Annotated in this window: 15 protein-coding genes; 3 read left to right on the forward strand and 12 right to left on the reverse strand. The window is 55.2% G+C overall.

Going from position 1 to position 14,809, the window contains the following annotated elements; all coding sequences use genetic code 11:
* Positions 1 to 52 precede the first annotated feature (52 nt).
* Positions 53 to 1,312 (forward strand): hypothetical protein, encoded by a 1,260-nt coding sequence (locus EDM57_RS08960; protein ID WP_342771475.1) that lies wholly within the window; start codon positions 53 to 55, stop codon positions 1,310 to 1,312.
* Between the two features lie 208 nt (positions 1,313 to 1,520).
* Here EDM57_RS08960 and EDM57_RS08965 read toward each other — a convergent pair whose 3' ends face one another.
* The 4 genes from EDM57_RS08965 to EDM57_RS08980 form a co-directional block, all read right to left on the reverse strand.
* On the reverse strand, positions 1,521 to 1,781 hold the full coding sequence (locus tag EDM57_RS08965) for a DUF2573 family protein (RefSeq protein WP_122904432.1): 261 nt from the start codon (positions 1,779 to 1,781) through the stop codon (positions 1,521 to 1,523).
* Between the two features lie 74 nt (positions 1,782 to 1,855).
* A complete protein-coding gene (locus EDM57_RS08970; protein ID WP_122904433.1) occupies positions 1,856 to 2,299 on the reverse strand; it encodes a small multi-drug export protein in 444 nt (147 codons plus the stop codon).
* 88 nt (positions 2,300 to 2,387) lie between these two features.
* Complete coding sequence (locus tag EDM57_RS08975; protein WP_122904434.1) at positions 2,388 to 3,383, reverse strand: ABC transporter permease; 996 nt, start codon at positions 3,381 to 3,383, stop codon at positions 2,388 to 2,390.
* Positions 3,380 to 4,309 carry an ABC transporter ATP-binding protein gene (locus tag EDM57_RS08980; RefSeq protein ID WP_122904435.1) on the reverse strand — a complete coding sequence of 310 codons (930 nt, stop codon included), beginning with the start codon at positions 4,307 to 4,309 and terminating at the stop codon, positions 3,380 to 3,382. The genes EDM57_RS08975 and EDM57_RS08980 overlap by 4 nt, the downstream gene beginning before the upstream one ends.
* A gap of 130 nt (positions 4,310 to 4,439) precedes the next feature.
* Here EDM57_RS08980 and EDM57_RS08985 point away from each other — a divergent pair, with 130 nt between their 5' ends.
* Positions 4,440 to 5,228 carry a GDSL-type esterase/lipase family protein gene (locus EDM57_RS08985; RefSeq protein ID WP_122904436.1) on the forward strand — a complete coding sequence of 263 codons (789 nt, stop codon included), beginning with the start codon at positions 4,440 to 4,442 and terminating at the stop codon, positions 5,226 to 5,228.
* Here EDM57_RS08985 and EDM57_RS08990 read toward each other — a convergent pair.
* The 8 genes from EDM57_RS08990 to EDM57_RS23270 all read right to left on the reverse strand — a co-directional run bounded on the left by EDM57_RS08990 (position 5,220) and on the right by EDM57_RS23270 (position 13,258).
* Entirely contained in the window at positions 5,220 to 6,455 is a 1,236-nt protein-coding gene (locus EDM57_RS08990) for an MDR family MFS transporter (protein ID WP_122904437.1), read from the reverse strand. The genes EDM57_RS08985 and EDM57_RS08990 overlap by 9 nt on opposite strands.
* A 252-nt stretch (positions 6,456 to 6,707) precedes the next feature.
* On the reverse strand, positions 6,708 to 7,556 hold the full coding sequence (locus tag EDM57_RS08995; protein ID WP_122904438.1) for a YtnP family quorum-quenching lactonase: 849 nt from the start codon (positions 7,554 to 7,556) through the stop codon (positions 6,708 to 6,710).
* Positions 7,557 to 7,622: 66 nt separating this feature from the next.
* A complete protein-coding gene (locus EDM57_RS09000) occupies positions 7,623 to 7,919 on the reverse strand; it encodes a hypothetical protein (RefSeq protein WP_122904439.1) in 297 nt (98 codons plus the stop codon).
* Between the two features lie 164 nt (positions 7,920 to 8,083).
* Positions 8,084 to 10,129 carry an FAD-dependent oxidoreductase gene (locus EDM57_RS09005; RefSeq protein ID WP_425455789.1) on the reverse strand — a complete coding sequence of 682 codons (2,046 nt, stop codon included), beginning with the start codon at positions 10,127 to 10,129 and terminating at the stop codon, positions 8,084 to 8,086.
* A gap of 214 nt (positions 10,130 to 10,343) precedes the next feature.
* Complete coding sequence (locus EDM57_RS09010; protein ID WP_122904441.1) at positions 10,344 to 10,811, reverse strand: hypothetical protein; 468 nt, start codon at positions 10,809 to 10,811, stop codon at positions 10,344 to 10,346.
* 86 nt (positions 10,812 to 10,897) lie between these two features.
* Complete coding sequence (locus EDM57_RS09015; protein ID WP_122904442.1) at positions 10,898 to 11,209, reverse strand: hypothetical protein; 312 nt, start codon at positions 11,207 to 11,209, stop codon at positions 10,898 to 10,900.
* 242 nt (positions 11,210 to 11,451) lie between these two features.
* Positions 11,452 to 12,903 carry an LCP family protein gene (locus EDM57_RS09020; protein WP_122904443.1) on the reverse strand — a complete coding sequence of 484 codons (1,452 nt, stop codon included), beginning with the start codon at positions 12,901 to 12,903 and terminating at the stop codon, positions 11,452 to 11,454.
* Between the two features lie 217 nt (positions 12,904 to 13,120).
* Positions 13,121 to 13,258, reverse strand: coding sequence for a hypothetical protein (locus EDM57_RS23270; RefSeq protein ID WP_005828954.1), 138 nt, complete (start codon positions 13,256 to 13,258; stop codon positions 13,121 to 13,123).
* Positions 13,259 to 13,504: 246 nt separating this feature from the next.
* On the opposite strand from EDM57_RS23270, the gene EDM57_RS09025 reads away from it, so the two are divergent.
* On the forward strand, positions 13,505 to 14,722 hold the full coding sequence (locus EDM57_RS09025) for an MFS transporter (protein WP_122904444.1): 1,218 nt from the start codon (positions 13,505 to 13,507) through the stop codon (positions 14,720 to 14,722).
* Positions 14,723 to 14,809 lie beyond the last annotated feature (87 nt).

Here is a 14,809-nt window from a genome sequence, read left to right on the forward strand (position 1 = left end):
CTGTGAGGATTGTATCGCATGGATTGAAACGCACATGACAACCGAAGAGGAGGTGCAGTTCTTGAAGGAGGTTCCACTGCCCCAAGCGAACCTGGAAGAGAGGATCATGCAGGCCATCTACCAGAACGCCGGACAAGGTGTGCCCCCTCACGCCGCAACCGAAGCTGTACATCCACAGCAGGCGGCAGCACCTGTGCCAAGCAAGCGTCGGACCAAAGGCTTCCCTTCATTCGCCTGGGTCAGCGCAGCGGCAGTCCTCTTGGCAGTGGGCTTCATCAGCTACCAGCAGCTCCAGGGCGATTCATTCCAGACAGCGTCACAGCAGCCGGAAGCAGCACAGGCAGGCGCTGGCAACCAGATCGCCATGTACGGCAACGAATCGTCGCAAATGCAGGACGCTTCTCCGGCATCTGCACCAGCCTCTGCCCGATCAGCAGCAAATGCCACAGTCGGCAACGAGCAGCCGCTGGCAAAGCAAAACGAGACGGCTGCCCAGGCATCTCAGCCTGCAGCGTCGGCTGCACAAAGTACAGCACCGGCGCCAGCCAACCGTGAAATAGCCCTGAATACGCCGCAAGCGAAAGCTGCCGTGCCCAAGGCACAAACGCCGCAAGCAGAAGAGCAGGCGTCCGTCGCCTCCACAACCGTTCCGGCAGAAGCAGCGGAACAGGGCGCAAACGTCACGACAGCACTGGGCAAAGATGAACCAGGGCAAAAGCACAATCTGATCGCCGGAAAAACAGCCGGTTCGCCCGCAGAAGACCAGCAAGCCATGGGGATTACTGCGATGAGCGTACCGGAAGCCAACCAAGCGGAAAACAGCGAAAGCGAGATTGTAGGGCCAACGCTCGCCAAACAGCCGATCACGCTGTCGACCTTCACGGACACCGACACAGCCGTACAAGCATCGGATATGCCTGTGCCCGTGCTTGCGCAAAACGCAAACAGCTTTTCCTTGAGCACGATCTCCGTCCAGTACGAATCGGAGACGAGTCAAAAGGTCACGCGCCTCTCAGCGGATTACAAGCATAACGACAGCTGGATTCGCATCGAGGTGGTTCGCAATGCGAAAGGCAAACGCAGCCTGTCGATTCCCGGCACGTTCTCCGCTACTCAGCTCTTTGCCGTAAACGGCGAGCAGGCGATTGCTGTTTCGTTTGACAATCCGGACAAGAACAGCTCTGCTGCCGAGCACGCGGTTCATTTCAACGCCCAGTCCAATAACCAGTCGCTCTACGTAGTCGTAACCGCCCACGGCATTTCCTTGGATGAACTGATCGAGACTTCCAAGCAGTTGACCTGGAAGCCTTAGCTGTAAGCGGAAGACGCGTTTCTCACAGACACGACCTGTCGCATCAGGTTCGTGTCTTTTTGTTTGCTCGCAAAAGGATAAGCTGGGCAGCAGCCGGAATTTTTTTTACCAGCAACGGCTGAATCGTTCCGGCTTTTTTCCGCAAAAAAATACACCGTCTTTTGCCCTGCATCGCATCGCAAAAAGACGGCGCTTCTTCCTGAATGTGCTAGTGTGTCTGGTTTTTCGCCTGGTTCCACTGCTTGATTTGCTCGATGATTTCCCGGATCTGGTTGCGCGCAGCCTGATGCTGCGGTTCGCTGCCCCAATGCTGGATGAGCGGCGGCATCGCTTTTGCCATCGTGGTGTACAGGCACCATACTTTCACCATCTCGACGCGCTCTGGCGTCGCTTCACCCGTCAACAGCTCGGTAAACTTGTGCAGCAGTTCGTCCAGTTCGGGCACCAGCGCTTCTTTTTTCTCACTCACGGATCATCCCGCCTTCCTTTTTCATTCCCTGGAACATTGTATGCAAGATTTCGGCCCGACAAAAGAGAGATTTTTCAGCCCAGCTGTTCTGGCGGCATAAACTGGAGCAGTCCGAAGGCGACTGCTGCCGTAAGGATGATGCTCCAGATCACGATGCCAATCGACATCCACCACATCAGCCTGCCAGGCGGTGCCCCGAGCGAAATGCCGATTGCCGCCCCAAGCGGAGCGCCTGTCAACAGCGGAGAAGCGAGTCCAAGTCCGATTACCCCGTACTTCTCCCAGATGCGGCCCATCCGGCTTTGCCGCCCTGCTTTTTTCTCCACGCGCTTCATCAGCCAGCTGCGGAGCGAACCGCCCAGATAGATGACAATCCCGGCGCTGGCAATCGCGCCAAGAGCACTGAAAATCCCGGTAAGAATCGGAGGCAGCTGCAGTACAAAGCCGATCGGAATCGCTCCCCACAGTTCAAGCATACTTGTCAGTGCAACCATCCCGCATTTCCATAACATGTCCATAATCTCACGCAATTCTCCTCTCGTGGCCATACTTGATCCTGCCATGAGATACGAATGAAACGGAAAAAAGGTAGCACTTTTTTCCAGATCAGGAAGTGACGTCTCTGCGGGTAAAGACAGTGTATGCTACAATCAGCGCCGCCACCGCCCAGATCGTCAGTACAGCCAGCGAGAACGGCAGCGTCATTCCTTTGATCGGGGGCAGCGTGCCATTGAGGTAATTGGTGAGCTGCAGGTTGACGACAAACAAGTATTTGGACGATTCCCATGACGAAGCCATCTGCGTCAGGATCGTTCCGCTGATGAGCGCCGCCATCATGATGCCCATGCCTGCCGCGGCGCTGCGAATCAGGACGGAGACCATGAACGTCACGGTTCCGACGACGATGCACACAAACCAGCCAAGCCCGTACTGCATGAGCAGAAATTGCCACTGCGGCAGCATGAACGCTCCCGACGTCACAAGCTCCCCGCCTGACACCTCGAAGCCTGTGAGAATCGGCAAGTCCCAGCCGGAATAGCCAAACACGACACCCGACAGCAAGTAGGCCAGGATAAGCGTCATCAGAACGGTCAGGGAAGTGAACAGCAAGAGCGTAATGTACTTGCTGGTCAGCACCTTCCAGCGCCGCACAGGTCTGGTCAAAAGCAGCTTGATCGTCCCTTCGCTGAACTCGGCCGAGACAATATCGACCGCAAGCACCACGATTATCATCGGCAAAAACATGGAGATGGCCTGATCCATGAAGCCGCGGGCAAACGTCGGGCCACCGGGTGCCATCGGGTTAATATCATGGTCGAGGTAATACTGCTGCTGCTGAATCCGGATTTTGATAAAATCGCGCCATTCGTCCGGAAGCCGGCTGGACGCGAGCCGGTTTTGCATGTCGACGATCTGCTGGGTCAACAGCGGCCGCCAGTCCGTTGTGCCCATCCGCTCCTGCGCGGTCACGACCGAGCGGTACTGGGCGTATGTAAAAATCGGGATCAGAATGGCGAGAATCAGCACGACCACGAGAAAGCGGCGGCGGCGCAGCAATTTGACCGTTTCGTTTTGGACGAGGCCCAGCATGCTTTGATTCATTTCTCTCCTCCTCCCCCTGTCAGCGTCAGGAACAAGTCTTCCAGCGTCACCGTTTTCGTGGCAATCCCGACCACCGGAACTCCCGCCTGCACCAGCTTCTGGTTGACTTCCGCTACCCGCTCCATGTCCATCCGCGTCCTTACGCTTTCCTCCCCGACGGTCAAAAGATCCGTCACGGCGTTGTGCCCGCGCAGCACCTCCAGCGCTTTTGGCAGGTGGGCATGGGGAATCGTCCATTCCACCTGGTCGGCAAACTGCTCCATCAGCTCCTGCACCAGCCCGACCGAAATGACTTTTCCTTGATTGATAATCGCCACCCGATCGCACATCATCTCGATTTCGCTGAGCAGGTGGCTGGAAATGAAGACGGCAAGCCCCTCCTCCTCGGCCAGACGGCGGATGAACTGGCGCAGCTCGCGAATCCCTGCCGGGTCCAGCCCGTTCGTCGGCTCGTCGAGAATCAGGATTTTCGGCCGATGCAGCAGTGCTTGCGCAATTCCGAGCCGCTGCCGCATCCCGAGCGAATACGTTTTGACTTTGTCGTCAATCGCCCGCTCCAGGTCGACGAAGCGAACGATTTCTTCGATTCTCTCCTGCGTAATCCCGCCGCTCATGCGGGCAAATTGCTCCAGGTTTTCCCTGCCTGTCAAAAATTTGTACAGCTCGGGATTTTCCACGATGCAGCCGACTTGCGAAATCGCCTCCGGAAAGTTCTCCCTGAGCGAAATTCCGCCGATGCGAATATCTCCCCCGTCTGCCTTGGCCAGGCCGACCAGCATGCGAATCGTCGTCGTCTTGCCCGCACCGTTTGGCCCCAAAAAGCCAAACACCTCCCCAGCGAACACATCGAATGTAATATCGTGAATGATCTGCTTTTTGCCGATCGTTTTTTGCAATCGTGATACGGCGAGGACTGTTTCGCCCAAGGTGCGCCCTCCTGTCTTTGTTTCGCTTCCCGCAACTGACGGGAGCGTTTCGTTTATGGTACACTGGCATAAGATGTCCCACCACATTATACCATGTCTACACACTTCCCATCGAATAGGAGGATAGCCGATGCGCACATCCGGCAAACTTCTCTGGCGCACGACCGGGTTGTTGTCGTTTCTGTCCTTTTTATTGTTTGCCACAGGCTTTGTCCTGGCGATGAACCCGCAGCAACTGGCCCCCTCCACAGGAGCGCCACCTGCAAAAACCGCCGAGCCGACAGCCCCGTTGCCAAAAGAGGGCATCCACCATGTCGTCGCGCTCGGAGACTCGCTCACCCGCGGCGCTGGCGATGCGAACGGCCAGGGATATGTCGGGCTCGTCCGGCAAGCGTTGGAAAAAAAGGCCGAACACCCGATTACGTTTACGAATCTCGCCATTAACGGGCAGGAGTCGTCCGACCTGCTCAAGCAAATGTCCGAAGCGCAGGTCAAGACGCTGCTCGCCGAAGCCGACCTCATCCTGTTCACGATCGGCGGCAACGACTTGTTCAGGCAAACGGGCGGGCTTTACACGATCGACAAAGAAAAAGTGGCCGCAGCCACGGACAGGCTTGCGACCAACTACGAGGAAATCATCCGGCAAATGCGCCAGTTGAACAGCAGGGCGACGATTGTTTACACGTCGTTGTACAACCCATTTGGCAATACGGAAGCGGCGGTCGATACGGTGCAGCCCGTTCTGGACTGGAACAGCACGGCCTCCGAGATTGCCTCCCGCTATCCGCAGGTGTTCGTCGTCCCGACGTATGACCTGTTCCTGCGCAAAGAGCAGGCGTATTTGTACACCGATCATTTTCACCCGAATGCAGAAGGCTATGCCCGCATCGCGGAACGCATCATGCAGGCGCTAGAGTGATTCTGCCCTGCTCTGATTGAGCGACTTGCCTTGGGTGGCGAAGTAAACCCGTTGACCCGCCCACTGGAATGCGCTGCTCGCCATGGAAAACGCCGCTACGGTCAAGAACAGTGTCGTACCGCCGTAAAGCCCGAGAAGCAGGCCGCCCATCCACGGGCCGATGAACTGTCCAATGTTGCTGAAGCTTTTCGCGCCGTAATAGCTGCCGCGCATGGCTTCCGGGGCCATGCGGTCAATCAGGACGTCACTCGCGGTAAAGGTCAAAATTTCCCCAAATGTAAACAGCACCATCCCGATAATAAAGACGAGCCAGGAGTTGGCGTAGGCAAAACCGACGTCACCAAGCGCATACAGGACGTTTCCCACCACAATCGCGGTGAGAGGCGTCTTTTTTTCGGCCCATCTGGTCAGCGGCATCTGCATGAGCACGACCACGACGGCGTTGACGCTCATCAGGATGGCAAACAGTTCGGCACCGGAAGCAACGGTCATCTCCGTGAACTTGGCGAGGGTGGACGACATCTGCGAATAGCCGATTGCGCCCAGCATGCCTGCAAATATGTAGAAGCGAAACGCCTTGTCGTGCACGATCACGCTGAAAGCACGGCCAAAGGTGATCGTCTCTTTCTTTTGTCCCTCGATCTGTCTGATCCCGAACTTGTTCAACAGCGCTTGCAAGCTGATGACGTAGACGAGGTAAATGAGTGCCGTAATCAGAAAAGGCAAGGCGACAGATGTTTTCGCCAGCACAGCGCCCGCGATTGGTCCGATCGCAACTCCGACGTTGATCGCCGTGTAGCGCAGACCAAATACCCGGAAGCGCTTCTCAGGAGGCGTCACGTCGGCCATCAGCGCCTGTGACACCGGCTCGTAAAACGAGCGACAGAGCCCGCCTGCCATGTTGAGCAAAAGCAAAATCAGCGGGTTTTTGCTGAGCGCAAACCCGATAAATACGAGCGTCCAGACGTACAGCGCTCCCAGCATGACCCGTCTGCGGCCGATCCGGTCTGACAGCGTTCCGGCAATAAAGCCGCCAATCGTCCCGGCGAGCGGCCCGGCCCCGATGGTCAGGCCAATCATGGCCAGGTCCATATCGGTCTGGTTGGACAAGTATAAAAACAAAAACGGCATACTCATCGAACTGGCAGCCCTGACGAACACGGTCCCTGCGACCAGCGACCAGACGATCGGGTGATACTCTTGCATACGTGATTTGATCCAGCTCATCGTCTCTCTCCCCCCGACTGTTCTGCTTCATCCTGCCTACCAGAACAGATGCTCTGTGATGCTCCTATTGTAGTGAGGAGTCTATCGCTCGTCAATGAGCATTCAAAATTTTTGGATTATGAAAAATTTCTATGAGGCTTATCAAAAATTCGATAGCTGGCGTGGCTGCTTCGAAAGGACGCAATCTGGTTCGTCCGGGCGATCTGCCGTGTTTTTTCCACTCAAAACAAAAAACCGGGACAACCCCGGTTTTTACTCGGCTATCTTGATCTGGTCAATAAGCTCTCCCTTGTCGTTCCACTTTACGGCTCGGTAGACATTGTCGTGGTAAAAGGTGAACCACGCCCCTTGGCGGATGCCGCCGTGAATCCATTCTTCCTTGGCGAAGATGGAGGTCATCGGGTAGTCGTCGTAGGCCATGACCCACAGCGGATTTTGGTGGGCGTGTGTCGGCATAATATCGGCGAGGTGCAACAGCAGGTGGCCTTGGCTTTCCATGCGGACGATGGCATGTCCCTGGCTGTGGCCGCCTGTATGGTGCAGGGTTATGCCGGGAACGACCTCGAACGTGGCGCCGTACGTCTGCACCTGGGACTCGATGGGACGCCAGTTGTCCTCCCAGTAGGTATTGCGCGAACGGATGTTAGGCTCACGCATCTCGGCCCACTCCTGCTCCTGGACGTAGATCACCGCATTTGGAAACGTGGAAAAAAGCTGGCCGTCCTGGACGGAAACGAGGCCATTCGCATGATCGTAGTGCATATGCGTCATGATGACGATGTCGATGTCAGCAGGCGTCAAGCCTTTTGCCGCAAGCCCCTCCTTCACTTGCGACTCTTCCACCAGGCCGAAGTTGCGCTTCTGTTTCTCGGTCAGCCGCTCATTTCCGATGCCGGATTCGATCAGGATGCGTTTTCCGTGGGCTTGTACCAAAATCGGGTCTGCGCGCAGCGGAATCTGGTTCAAATCGTTCGCCGGGTAGCGCTTGCTCCACAGCGGCTTGGGTACTACCCCAAACATCGCGCCGCCATCGAGCTGTGTCAGACCGCCTTTGAGCCACGTCAAATGCAGCTCGCCTACTTGCCATTCATTACTTGCCAAATCATTCAGCCTCCTCGCCTGCATGTACTGTTAGAAAAAAGCGAAAAGCACCCCACAAAGGGTGCCTTACTGCTTCTCTGCCACACTCACGGTTCTGGTCGCAGGGGCGATTTCCAGCAGGAGCTCGCTCGATACGGCCTGAACGGTAACATCTGAGTCGGAACGTCTATGATGAAGCACGAGTTGAGCAACCTTTTCATTTTCGCGGTACATACTGATTAATGTCTGAAGTGGGTTTGCGCTACCACCCGCAATCATCTTAAACCCCGGGGCAATCGTAAACGTCCATCCCTCCACCTCTACTACCTGTGCAGTGGAGTACAGGAAGTAACGTTTTCCTAAAAGAATGCCATTTTGGTTCATCAAGGCGAAAGCCCCCAATCACGTGAATTTAAACAGTACGCCTCCATTGTGCAAGAATTTAAGTATGTTGAAAAGCGATTCGACAAAAGTTCTGAAAAGACGACATCCTTTTCCCATCATACACGATTCACCCTATTTTCGGAATAGAAAATCTTTTGCGAACATCAAATCGCTCTGCCAACCTGCGCTCCTTCCAGAATCGCCCGTTTGGCATCCAGTTCTCCCGCTTCTTTGGCCCCGCCGATCAGATGAACCGGAAGACGGCCTTCCAGCGCGTGATACAGCGACTGGTTCGGCGTCGCACCAGCCGCGATGATGACCGTATCAGCAGGCACGAGCTGCTCCTCGCCGTTTACGCTGATGTACACCCCTTCCGGAGCGATTCGCCTGTACTCGATCTGGGTCAGCATCTCCACGCCCTTTTGCTTTAATTGAGCCAATGTCGCCCAGCGCGTCGTTTTGCCCAATCCGCTGCCGACATGCTTGCCTCTGCGCAGCATGAACACTTTTCGCTTGCTCGCCTGCAGGCGGTGAATCGCCTGTTCGTCCAAAATCCGGTAGGACAGCAAATAGTCCGCCGTTTGCGCGGAAATGACTTCATGGTGGACGAGCAAATGGGACAAGTCACAGGCAATTCCCCCGGCCCCTACAATCGCCACTCTGTTTCCGACCTTCGCCTTGTGCTCGAACACTGCGTCGTACATGACGACATGCCCAAGCTCCCGGCCCGGAATCTCCGGCACGCGCGGAACAACTCCCGTCGCGATGACCACTTCCGCAAAGGCTTCCGCCACCAGCGCATCTGCGTCTGCTTCCGTGCCCAATCGGATCTCTACGCCAAGCCTTGCAAGCTGTGTGCGGTAGTAGCGCAGCGTCTCGTTGAATTCCGCTTTGCCCGGCACCTGGCGCGCGTAGTTGAGCTGGCCGCCAATCCGCTCTTGTTTTTCGAACAGGACGACCTGGTGCCCGCGCTCGGCCAGCACCCGTGCCGCCTCCAGTCCTGCGGGACCCGCGCCCACGACCGCCACCTTTTTCCTGACAGCCGCCGGAACAAGCGCCCACTCCGCCTCTCTGCCGACCTGCGGATTGACCAGACAGGACGCCACTTTGCCATCAAAAATATGGTCGAGACAAGCCTGGTTGCAGGCAATGCACGTGTTGACCTCATCAAAGCGTCCTTGCACACTTTTTGCCACAATTTGCGGGTCGGCCAAAAAAGGCCGGGCCATGGACACAAGATCGCAATGCCCTGCGCGCAAAATTTCTTCCGCATGACGCACATCGTTAATCCGGTTGCTGGCGATCACCGGAATGCTGACCGCCTGCTTGACCTGCCGGGCGACCCACACATACGCGCCACGCGGAACCAGCATGGAAATCGTCGGCACTTTCGACTCGTGCCAGCCAATTCCGATATTGAGCGCATCAACCCCGGCTTCTTCCAGCATGCGGGCAAATTGCAGCGTTTCCTCCATAGTCGTACTGTCCGGAATCAGATCGAGCCCGGACATGCGAAACATCACAGGAAAATCAGGCCCCACCGCCGCGCGTACCCGCTTCGCCACCTCGATGCCGAAGCGCGCCCGCCGCGCAAAGTCTCCCCCCCACTCGTCCTGACGCTGGTTGGTGACAGGCGAAAGAAACTGGTTGATGAGATAACCTTCCGAGCCCATAATTTCCACGGCGTCAAAGCCAGCCTTTTGCGCACGGACCGCTCCGGCGGCAAAGGCAGCAATGGTCTGTTCAATCTCTGCCGCATCCAGCTCCCGCGGCTTGCTGCGATTGATCGGCGCCTGCAAGGGCGAAGGCGCTACCGGATCAAGCCCTGTTGCCTCCTTGTACGCGTAACGGCCCGCATGAAAAAGCTGAAGCGCGATTCTGCCCTGCGCCTGATGAACTTTTTCCGTAATCACCCTCAACTGCTCGATGTGCTCATCCAGGTATACGTTGCAGTACACTTCGCCCATGCCGCCCTCTGGCAGCACAGCAGCGCCTCCGGTCACGATCAATCCGGCTCCCCCACTGGCCCGCTCTGCGTAAAAATCAGCGAGACGGGCAACACCGTCCGGCAGTCGTTCAAAACCGACGTGCATGGACCCCATCATGATCCGGTTCGGCAGTGTCAAAGTACCAATCTGGACAGGTTCCAGTACGGTTGCAAGCTTCAAGGTACGACCCTCCCTGTTGATAATTGACGAATGAATGCTCATTCATTTTTCATCTATTCCATTCTGCACGCCAGCTTGTAAATCCTGCCCGACTGTCGGACAAAACAAAACCAATTCTCTTACTTGGCGTGCCTGCCGCGGTGAATTTTCCCTCCCTCACACAAGGTATCACTTTTTTCAGACGGGCAAAAAAGTCCAAAAAGGCCCAGGTACCCTTCACCTGAGCCTTTGCTTCAACCGCTGTGTTGCGGCCTGCCTACCCGAGCTTGACCAGCTCTCCCAAATCGACCGCGAACCTTTCCAATGTCGCGTCCAAATCCGCTTCTTCTTCGGCACTCTGCGGCATCTGGACGACAAAGTGATAGTCCACCTGCACGCTCGTCTCCGCCAGCTTGCCTGGTTCGATGTACCGCCGCTTTTCCGACAGCGAGCACTCCGCCACCCGGCTTCTCGCCTGCGCCCACAATGCCTGGATCTGCTCTGCTTGCAGATCGTATGGATACTGGATCTCGACCTCGATTTCGCAGCTCTGTTCGTCATCCAGCAAAAACAGATGAATGGTCGCCACAGGCTGCTCTTCTGCCAACGTGCTTGCGAAGGAAATCATCACTTCACGCATTTCTTCGTCTTCCAGCAAAGAGCGGTCAGAGCGCAAGACAATATCGGTAATCATTCCTCGCGCAGACAGCAGTTGATTTAGTTTTTCGACCAATAATTGCAGCACGTAAATGGTTCCTCCTGTTAATGGCGTTATTCCTTTTCCAGCTAGAAGTATAGCACGATTGCCCCGCGCACGAAAAACCCCTTCGCTCAGGAAGGGGTTGGTGTATCGTTCATATTTTTTTGGTTCATGAATTCGGACAGCCAGGCGCGTCTTACTTCCTTGTTCGGGCAATAGCCTAAAATATAGCTTTCCCCGCGCATATATTTTTCCTTAATCCACTCTTTGTGCTTGCGGAAAAAGGCGTGTTGGAAATCAATCGGCATTTGCTGGTATTCTTCCAGCGCTGAGGGGTTCTGGAGGAAAAAATCTTCGTCGTACACAAGCTCTTCATTTTGTTGGCGGCTGATGAGGTACACAAAGGCAATCACCAGAAACAAGTTCACCAAGAAAATTGTCATCCAAATCCCTCCAGTCGTGTCTCTAATTATCTGATTAATCTGTTTTATCAGCATATTATTATTGTACCACGAAATTGGTGTTTTCTAAACCTTTCGTTTCATTTTTGTTAGAAAACTTCCAATGAAAATACACTTGCCTGGCCATGTGGAGAAAACTTGGCTGCGACTAGCTTTTGGGGCAACTTGGCTGCAAAAAAAGCACCCGCTCTTCTGTAAAGAAGCGAGTGCTTGTTTGACTTCCCTTATGATTGGGTTTTCGGGCTGTCTTGCTCGGTGACAGGCGGGGAAACGATGTCTGGTGGCGGTGCCGATGTTCCGGCATTGCCTGCTGGCACATAAGTCGGCTGAGTTGCAGCCGGGTTCGAAGCAGGCGTTTGCGTGTCAGGGACATATGTCTGACCCTGCTGCTCCGGACTCACTACATCCGGCGGCGGGACAGCGCCCTCTTCCGCAAACTCTTGTCCTTCCGCTACTTCCATCTGTTCCGTCGGCTTTTTCGGTTCCGCCGTTGCTTTCGGCTTGCTTGTAGCGGAAGCCGCGGATTCCGTCGTTTTCTTTTTGGTCGACTTGCTGCTGGAGGCGGAAACGGTTGATTCACCCGCTCCAAGGATCGGGGAGTTGTTCAGCTGTGCGACGACTTTGCCGGACAAGCCCATCTCCGCCTGCAAGGAGCTGCGAATCAGCTCCAGCTTTTCTTTTTCCAGGTACGTGTAGCCGCCCTGCCAGTACGCTCCGTTGTCAAGCGTGATTAGGGTAGAGGAATTGAAGCCTTTGAAATCGTAGGCCAATCCTTTGATCTGGTCTTTGGACAGGTCGGTATGTATATGCTTCGCGCCTACGTCCAAAATGTTGAAAATTTTGGTCAAGCCGTCCAGGGTAGCCACTTTGTCGACAACGGCACGGATTACTTCCTGCTGGCGACGGTTGCGATCGAAGTCGCTGGAGTAGTATTTGAGTCCGCGATTGTCGTGGCGGTGGCGCACGTAGCCAAGTGCCTGCTCGCCATTCAGCGTCTGGAGGCCCGGACTCAGATTGATATGCGTGTTGTCTGTCGGATCGTCGTAGACGAGCTTGCGGTCGACGTTGACCTCGACTCCACCCAGCTCGTCAATGACAGCCTTGAATCCGTCAAAGTCGACGGCGACAAAGTGCTCAATCGGAATTCCCAAAATTTCGTTCAACGTTTTCTTCGTCAAGGAAATACCGTCTTCGGTCGGCGTCTGGTTGTTGCGCTCGGCCTGTCTGCGCTCCGCCTCGCCGTTGGCGTATACCGAATTGATCTTGTGGTAGTCGCGATACCCCGGAATTTTCACCCGTGTATCACGCGGAATGGACACCATCGTTACTTTTTTCGTCTGCGGATTGGCGACAGCGACAATCATGACGTCTGTGTTCATCGAGCCTGTCTCGGGACGCGTATCCGAACCGAGCAGGACGAAGGACATCGGCTTTTCAGAGTGGTAGACCGGGTCCGTATTTTTCGAAGCTTCCGAAATAAAACCGCTTTCTGTCGGGTTTGTTACTACGTCGAGCGTGTCTTCAATTTTCCAGTAAATCGCTCCGGCGACACCGCCGACCAACAGCAGGACGGTCAATGTGAAAATCGTCAGGAATTTGCGCAGCTTGCGGCTGCGTGTCGGCTGTTTTTTCTTGCGCGGAGCAGAAGCACGTGTTTTTACAACAGTTTCTGGCATATGAATCAATCTCCTTGTTCGCGCACGCTTTTTGACAAAACAAAAGGGAGGCACAATGGTGAAGAGTGCCACTCAACCAGATGGACTAATATTTTCTTCTGTTGGTAATCATCTGATTCAGATATTGTAACACAGGATTGTCTGCATTTGTAGAAAAATGTTCCTTACAAGAGAAACTCCCCCACCGTTTTTGTCGATGAGGGAGACTTTTTGTTCGTTATTGCAGGCCTTTTGGCGCCTGGCTAAAGCCTTGCACAGGACCCTCCGGCTGCTTTTGCTTGGAGCGGTGAGAATCGCCGCCTTGGCGCACGTGACTTTCCTGCTTGCCGTTTACATCGTTGGATTTCTTTTCCATGTACACTCCTCCTCACTGCTGATACGCAAGTAGTGTACGTCATCTCATGTATTCTCATTCCCTCACAAACCTGCCCAGCGAAAACTTCCTCGCCTGCTGCAGCATTATGTCTTGCCGTCATATGCTATCCAGACAGTAATGACGCTCGCACCGTTCCATGCTACAGTGAAAAAGTGCGTGGGCAAACAGAAAGCACACGGGCAATCCGCAGTTTTTTTACACTACAACCAATGGAGATGAACTGACATGAGTGCCACATCTACACCGCTTCCAGCCTCCGGCACAGGAAAGGCGGCACCTACTGTCTATCGCATGCTGTTTGCCATCAGTCTGGTGCATTTGCTGAATGACAGCCTGCAAGCGGTCATTCCCGCCTTGCTTCCCATCGTGGAAAAAAATCTCGCGTTGACCTTCACACAGGTAGGAATCATTCTCTTGGTCATGAATCTGACTTCTTCGGTCCTGCAGCCGGTGGTCGGCTATTACTCCGATCGCAAGTCACAGCCGTTTTTGCCGCCGCTTGCCCTGCTTGTCTCGGGTCTGGGCATGCTCGCCCTCGCGTTTGCGGGCAACTACTACCTCGTGCTCATCGCCGTAGCCTGCGTCGGGATCGGCTCCGCTGTCTTCCATCCGGAAGCGTCCCGTTTCGCGCATCAGGCGTCCGGCCCTCGGCGCGGTCTGGGGCAATCCATTTTTCAGGTAGGCGGAAACGCGGGGCAAGCGCTGGCACCGCTGATGACCATTCTGGTGTTCGCCAATCTCGGCCAGTCCGGCGCCGCCTGGTTTTTGCTGCCGGCTGTATTGGCCAGCTGTGTGCTGCTTTACGTGGCACTTTGGTATCGCGGACAGCAACGAATGAAGAAAACGGCTGCCGCAGTCTTCGCGTACACGAATCGCAGACAGCGGCTGATCGCCCTGTGGCTGCTGATTTTGATTGTCAGCGTCCGTTCGTGGATGAACGCAGGCTATCAGAGCTTTTACCAGTTTTATTTGATGTACGACAAGCATATGGACTATTCCAGCGCCCAGCTCGTCGTGTTCGGCTTCCTGTTTGCCGGAGCCGTCGGGACATTCTTCGGCGGTCCTCTCTCGGATCGGTTCGGTAAACGCAATCTGCTGATTCTTTCGACGCTCGGATCGCTGCCTTTTACCTTGTTGACGCCGTATGCCTCCGGGTTCTGGGCCTTTCCGTTGCTGGTTATCAGCGGCTTCATCATGCTCTCCAGCTTTTCGGTCACGGTCGTCTATGCCCAGGAGCTTCTGCCGGGAAAAATCGGCACCGTCTCCGGCCTGATAATCGGCCTGGCATTCGGGATGGGCGGCATGGGTGCTCTTGTGTTCGGCTATTTGGCAGACATGTTCAGCCTCAGCTTTGTCATCACGCTCTGCTCCATGCTGCCGTTAATCGGCTTCGTCGGACTTTTGCTGCCAAAAGACAAGACGCTGCGGGAATGGGCGCAGTAAGCGAGGTCACATGAAAAAAGAAAGAAGGGGCTGTCTCAAACTACCATGGCCTGACAGCCACCACATTGAATGAAAATGTACTTGGCC

The sequence above is a fragment of the Brevibacillus gelatini genome, assembly GCF_003710935.1.
In the GTDB taxonomy this organism is placed as follows: domain Bacteria; phylum Bacillota; class Bacilli; order Brevibacillales; family Brevibacillaceae; genus Brevibacillus; species Brevibacillus gelatini.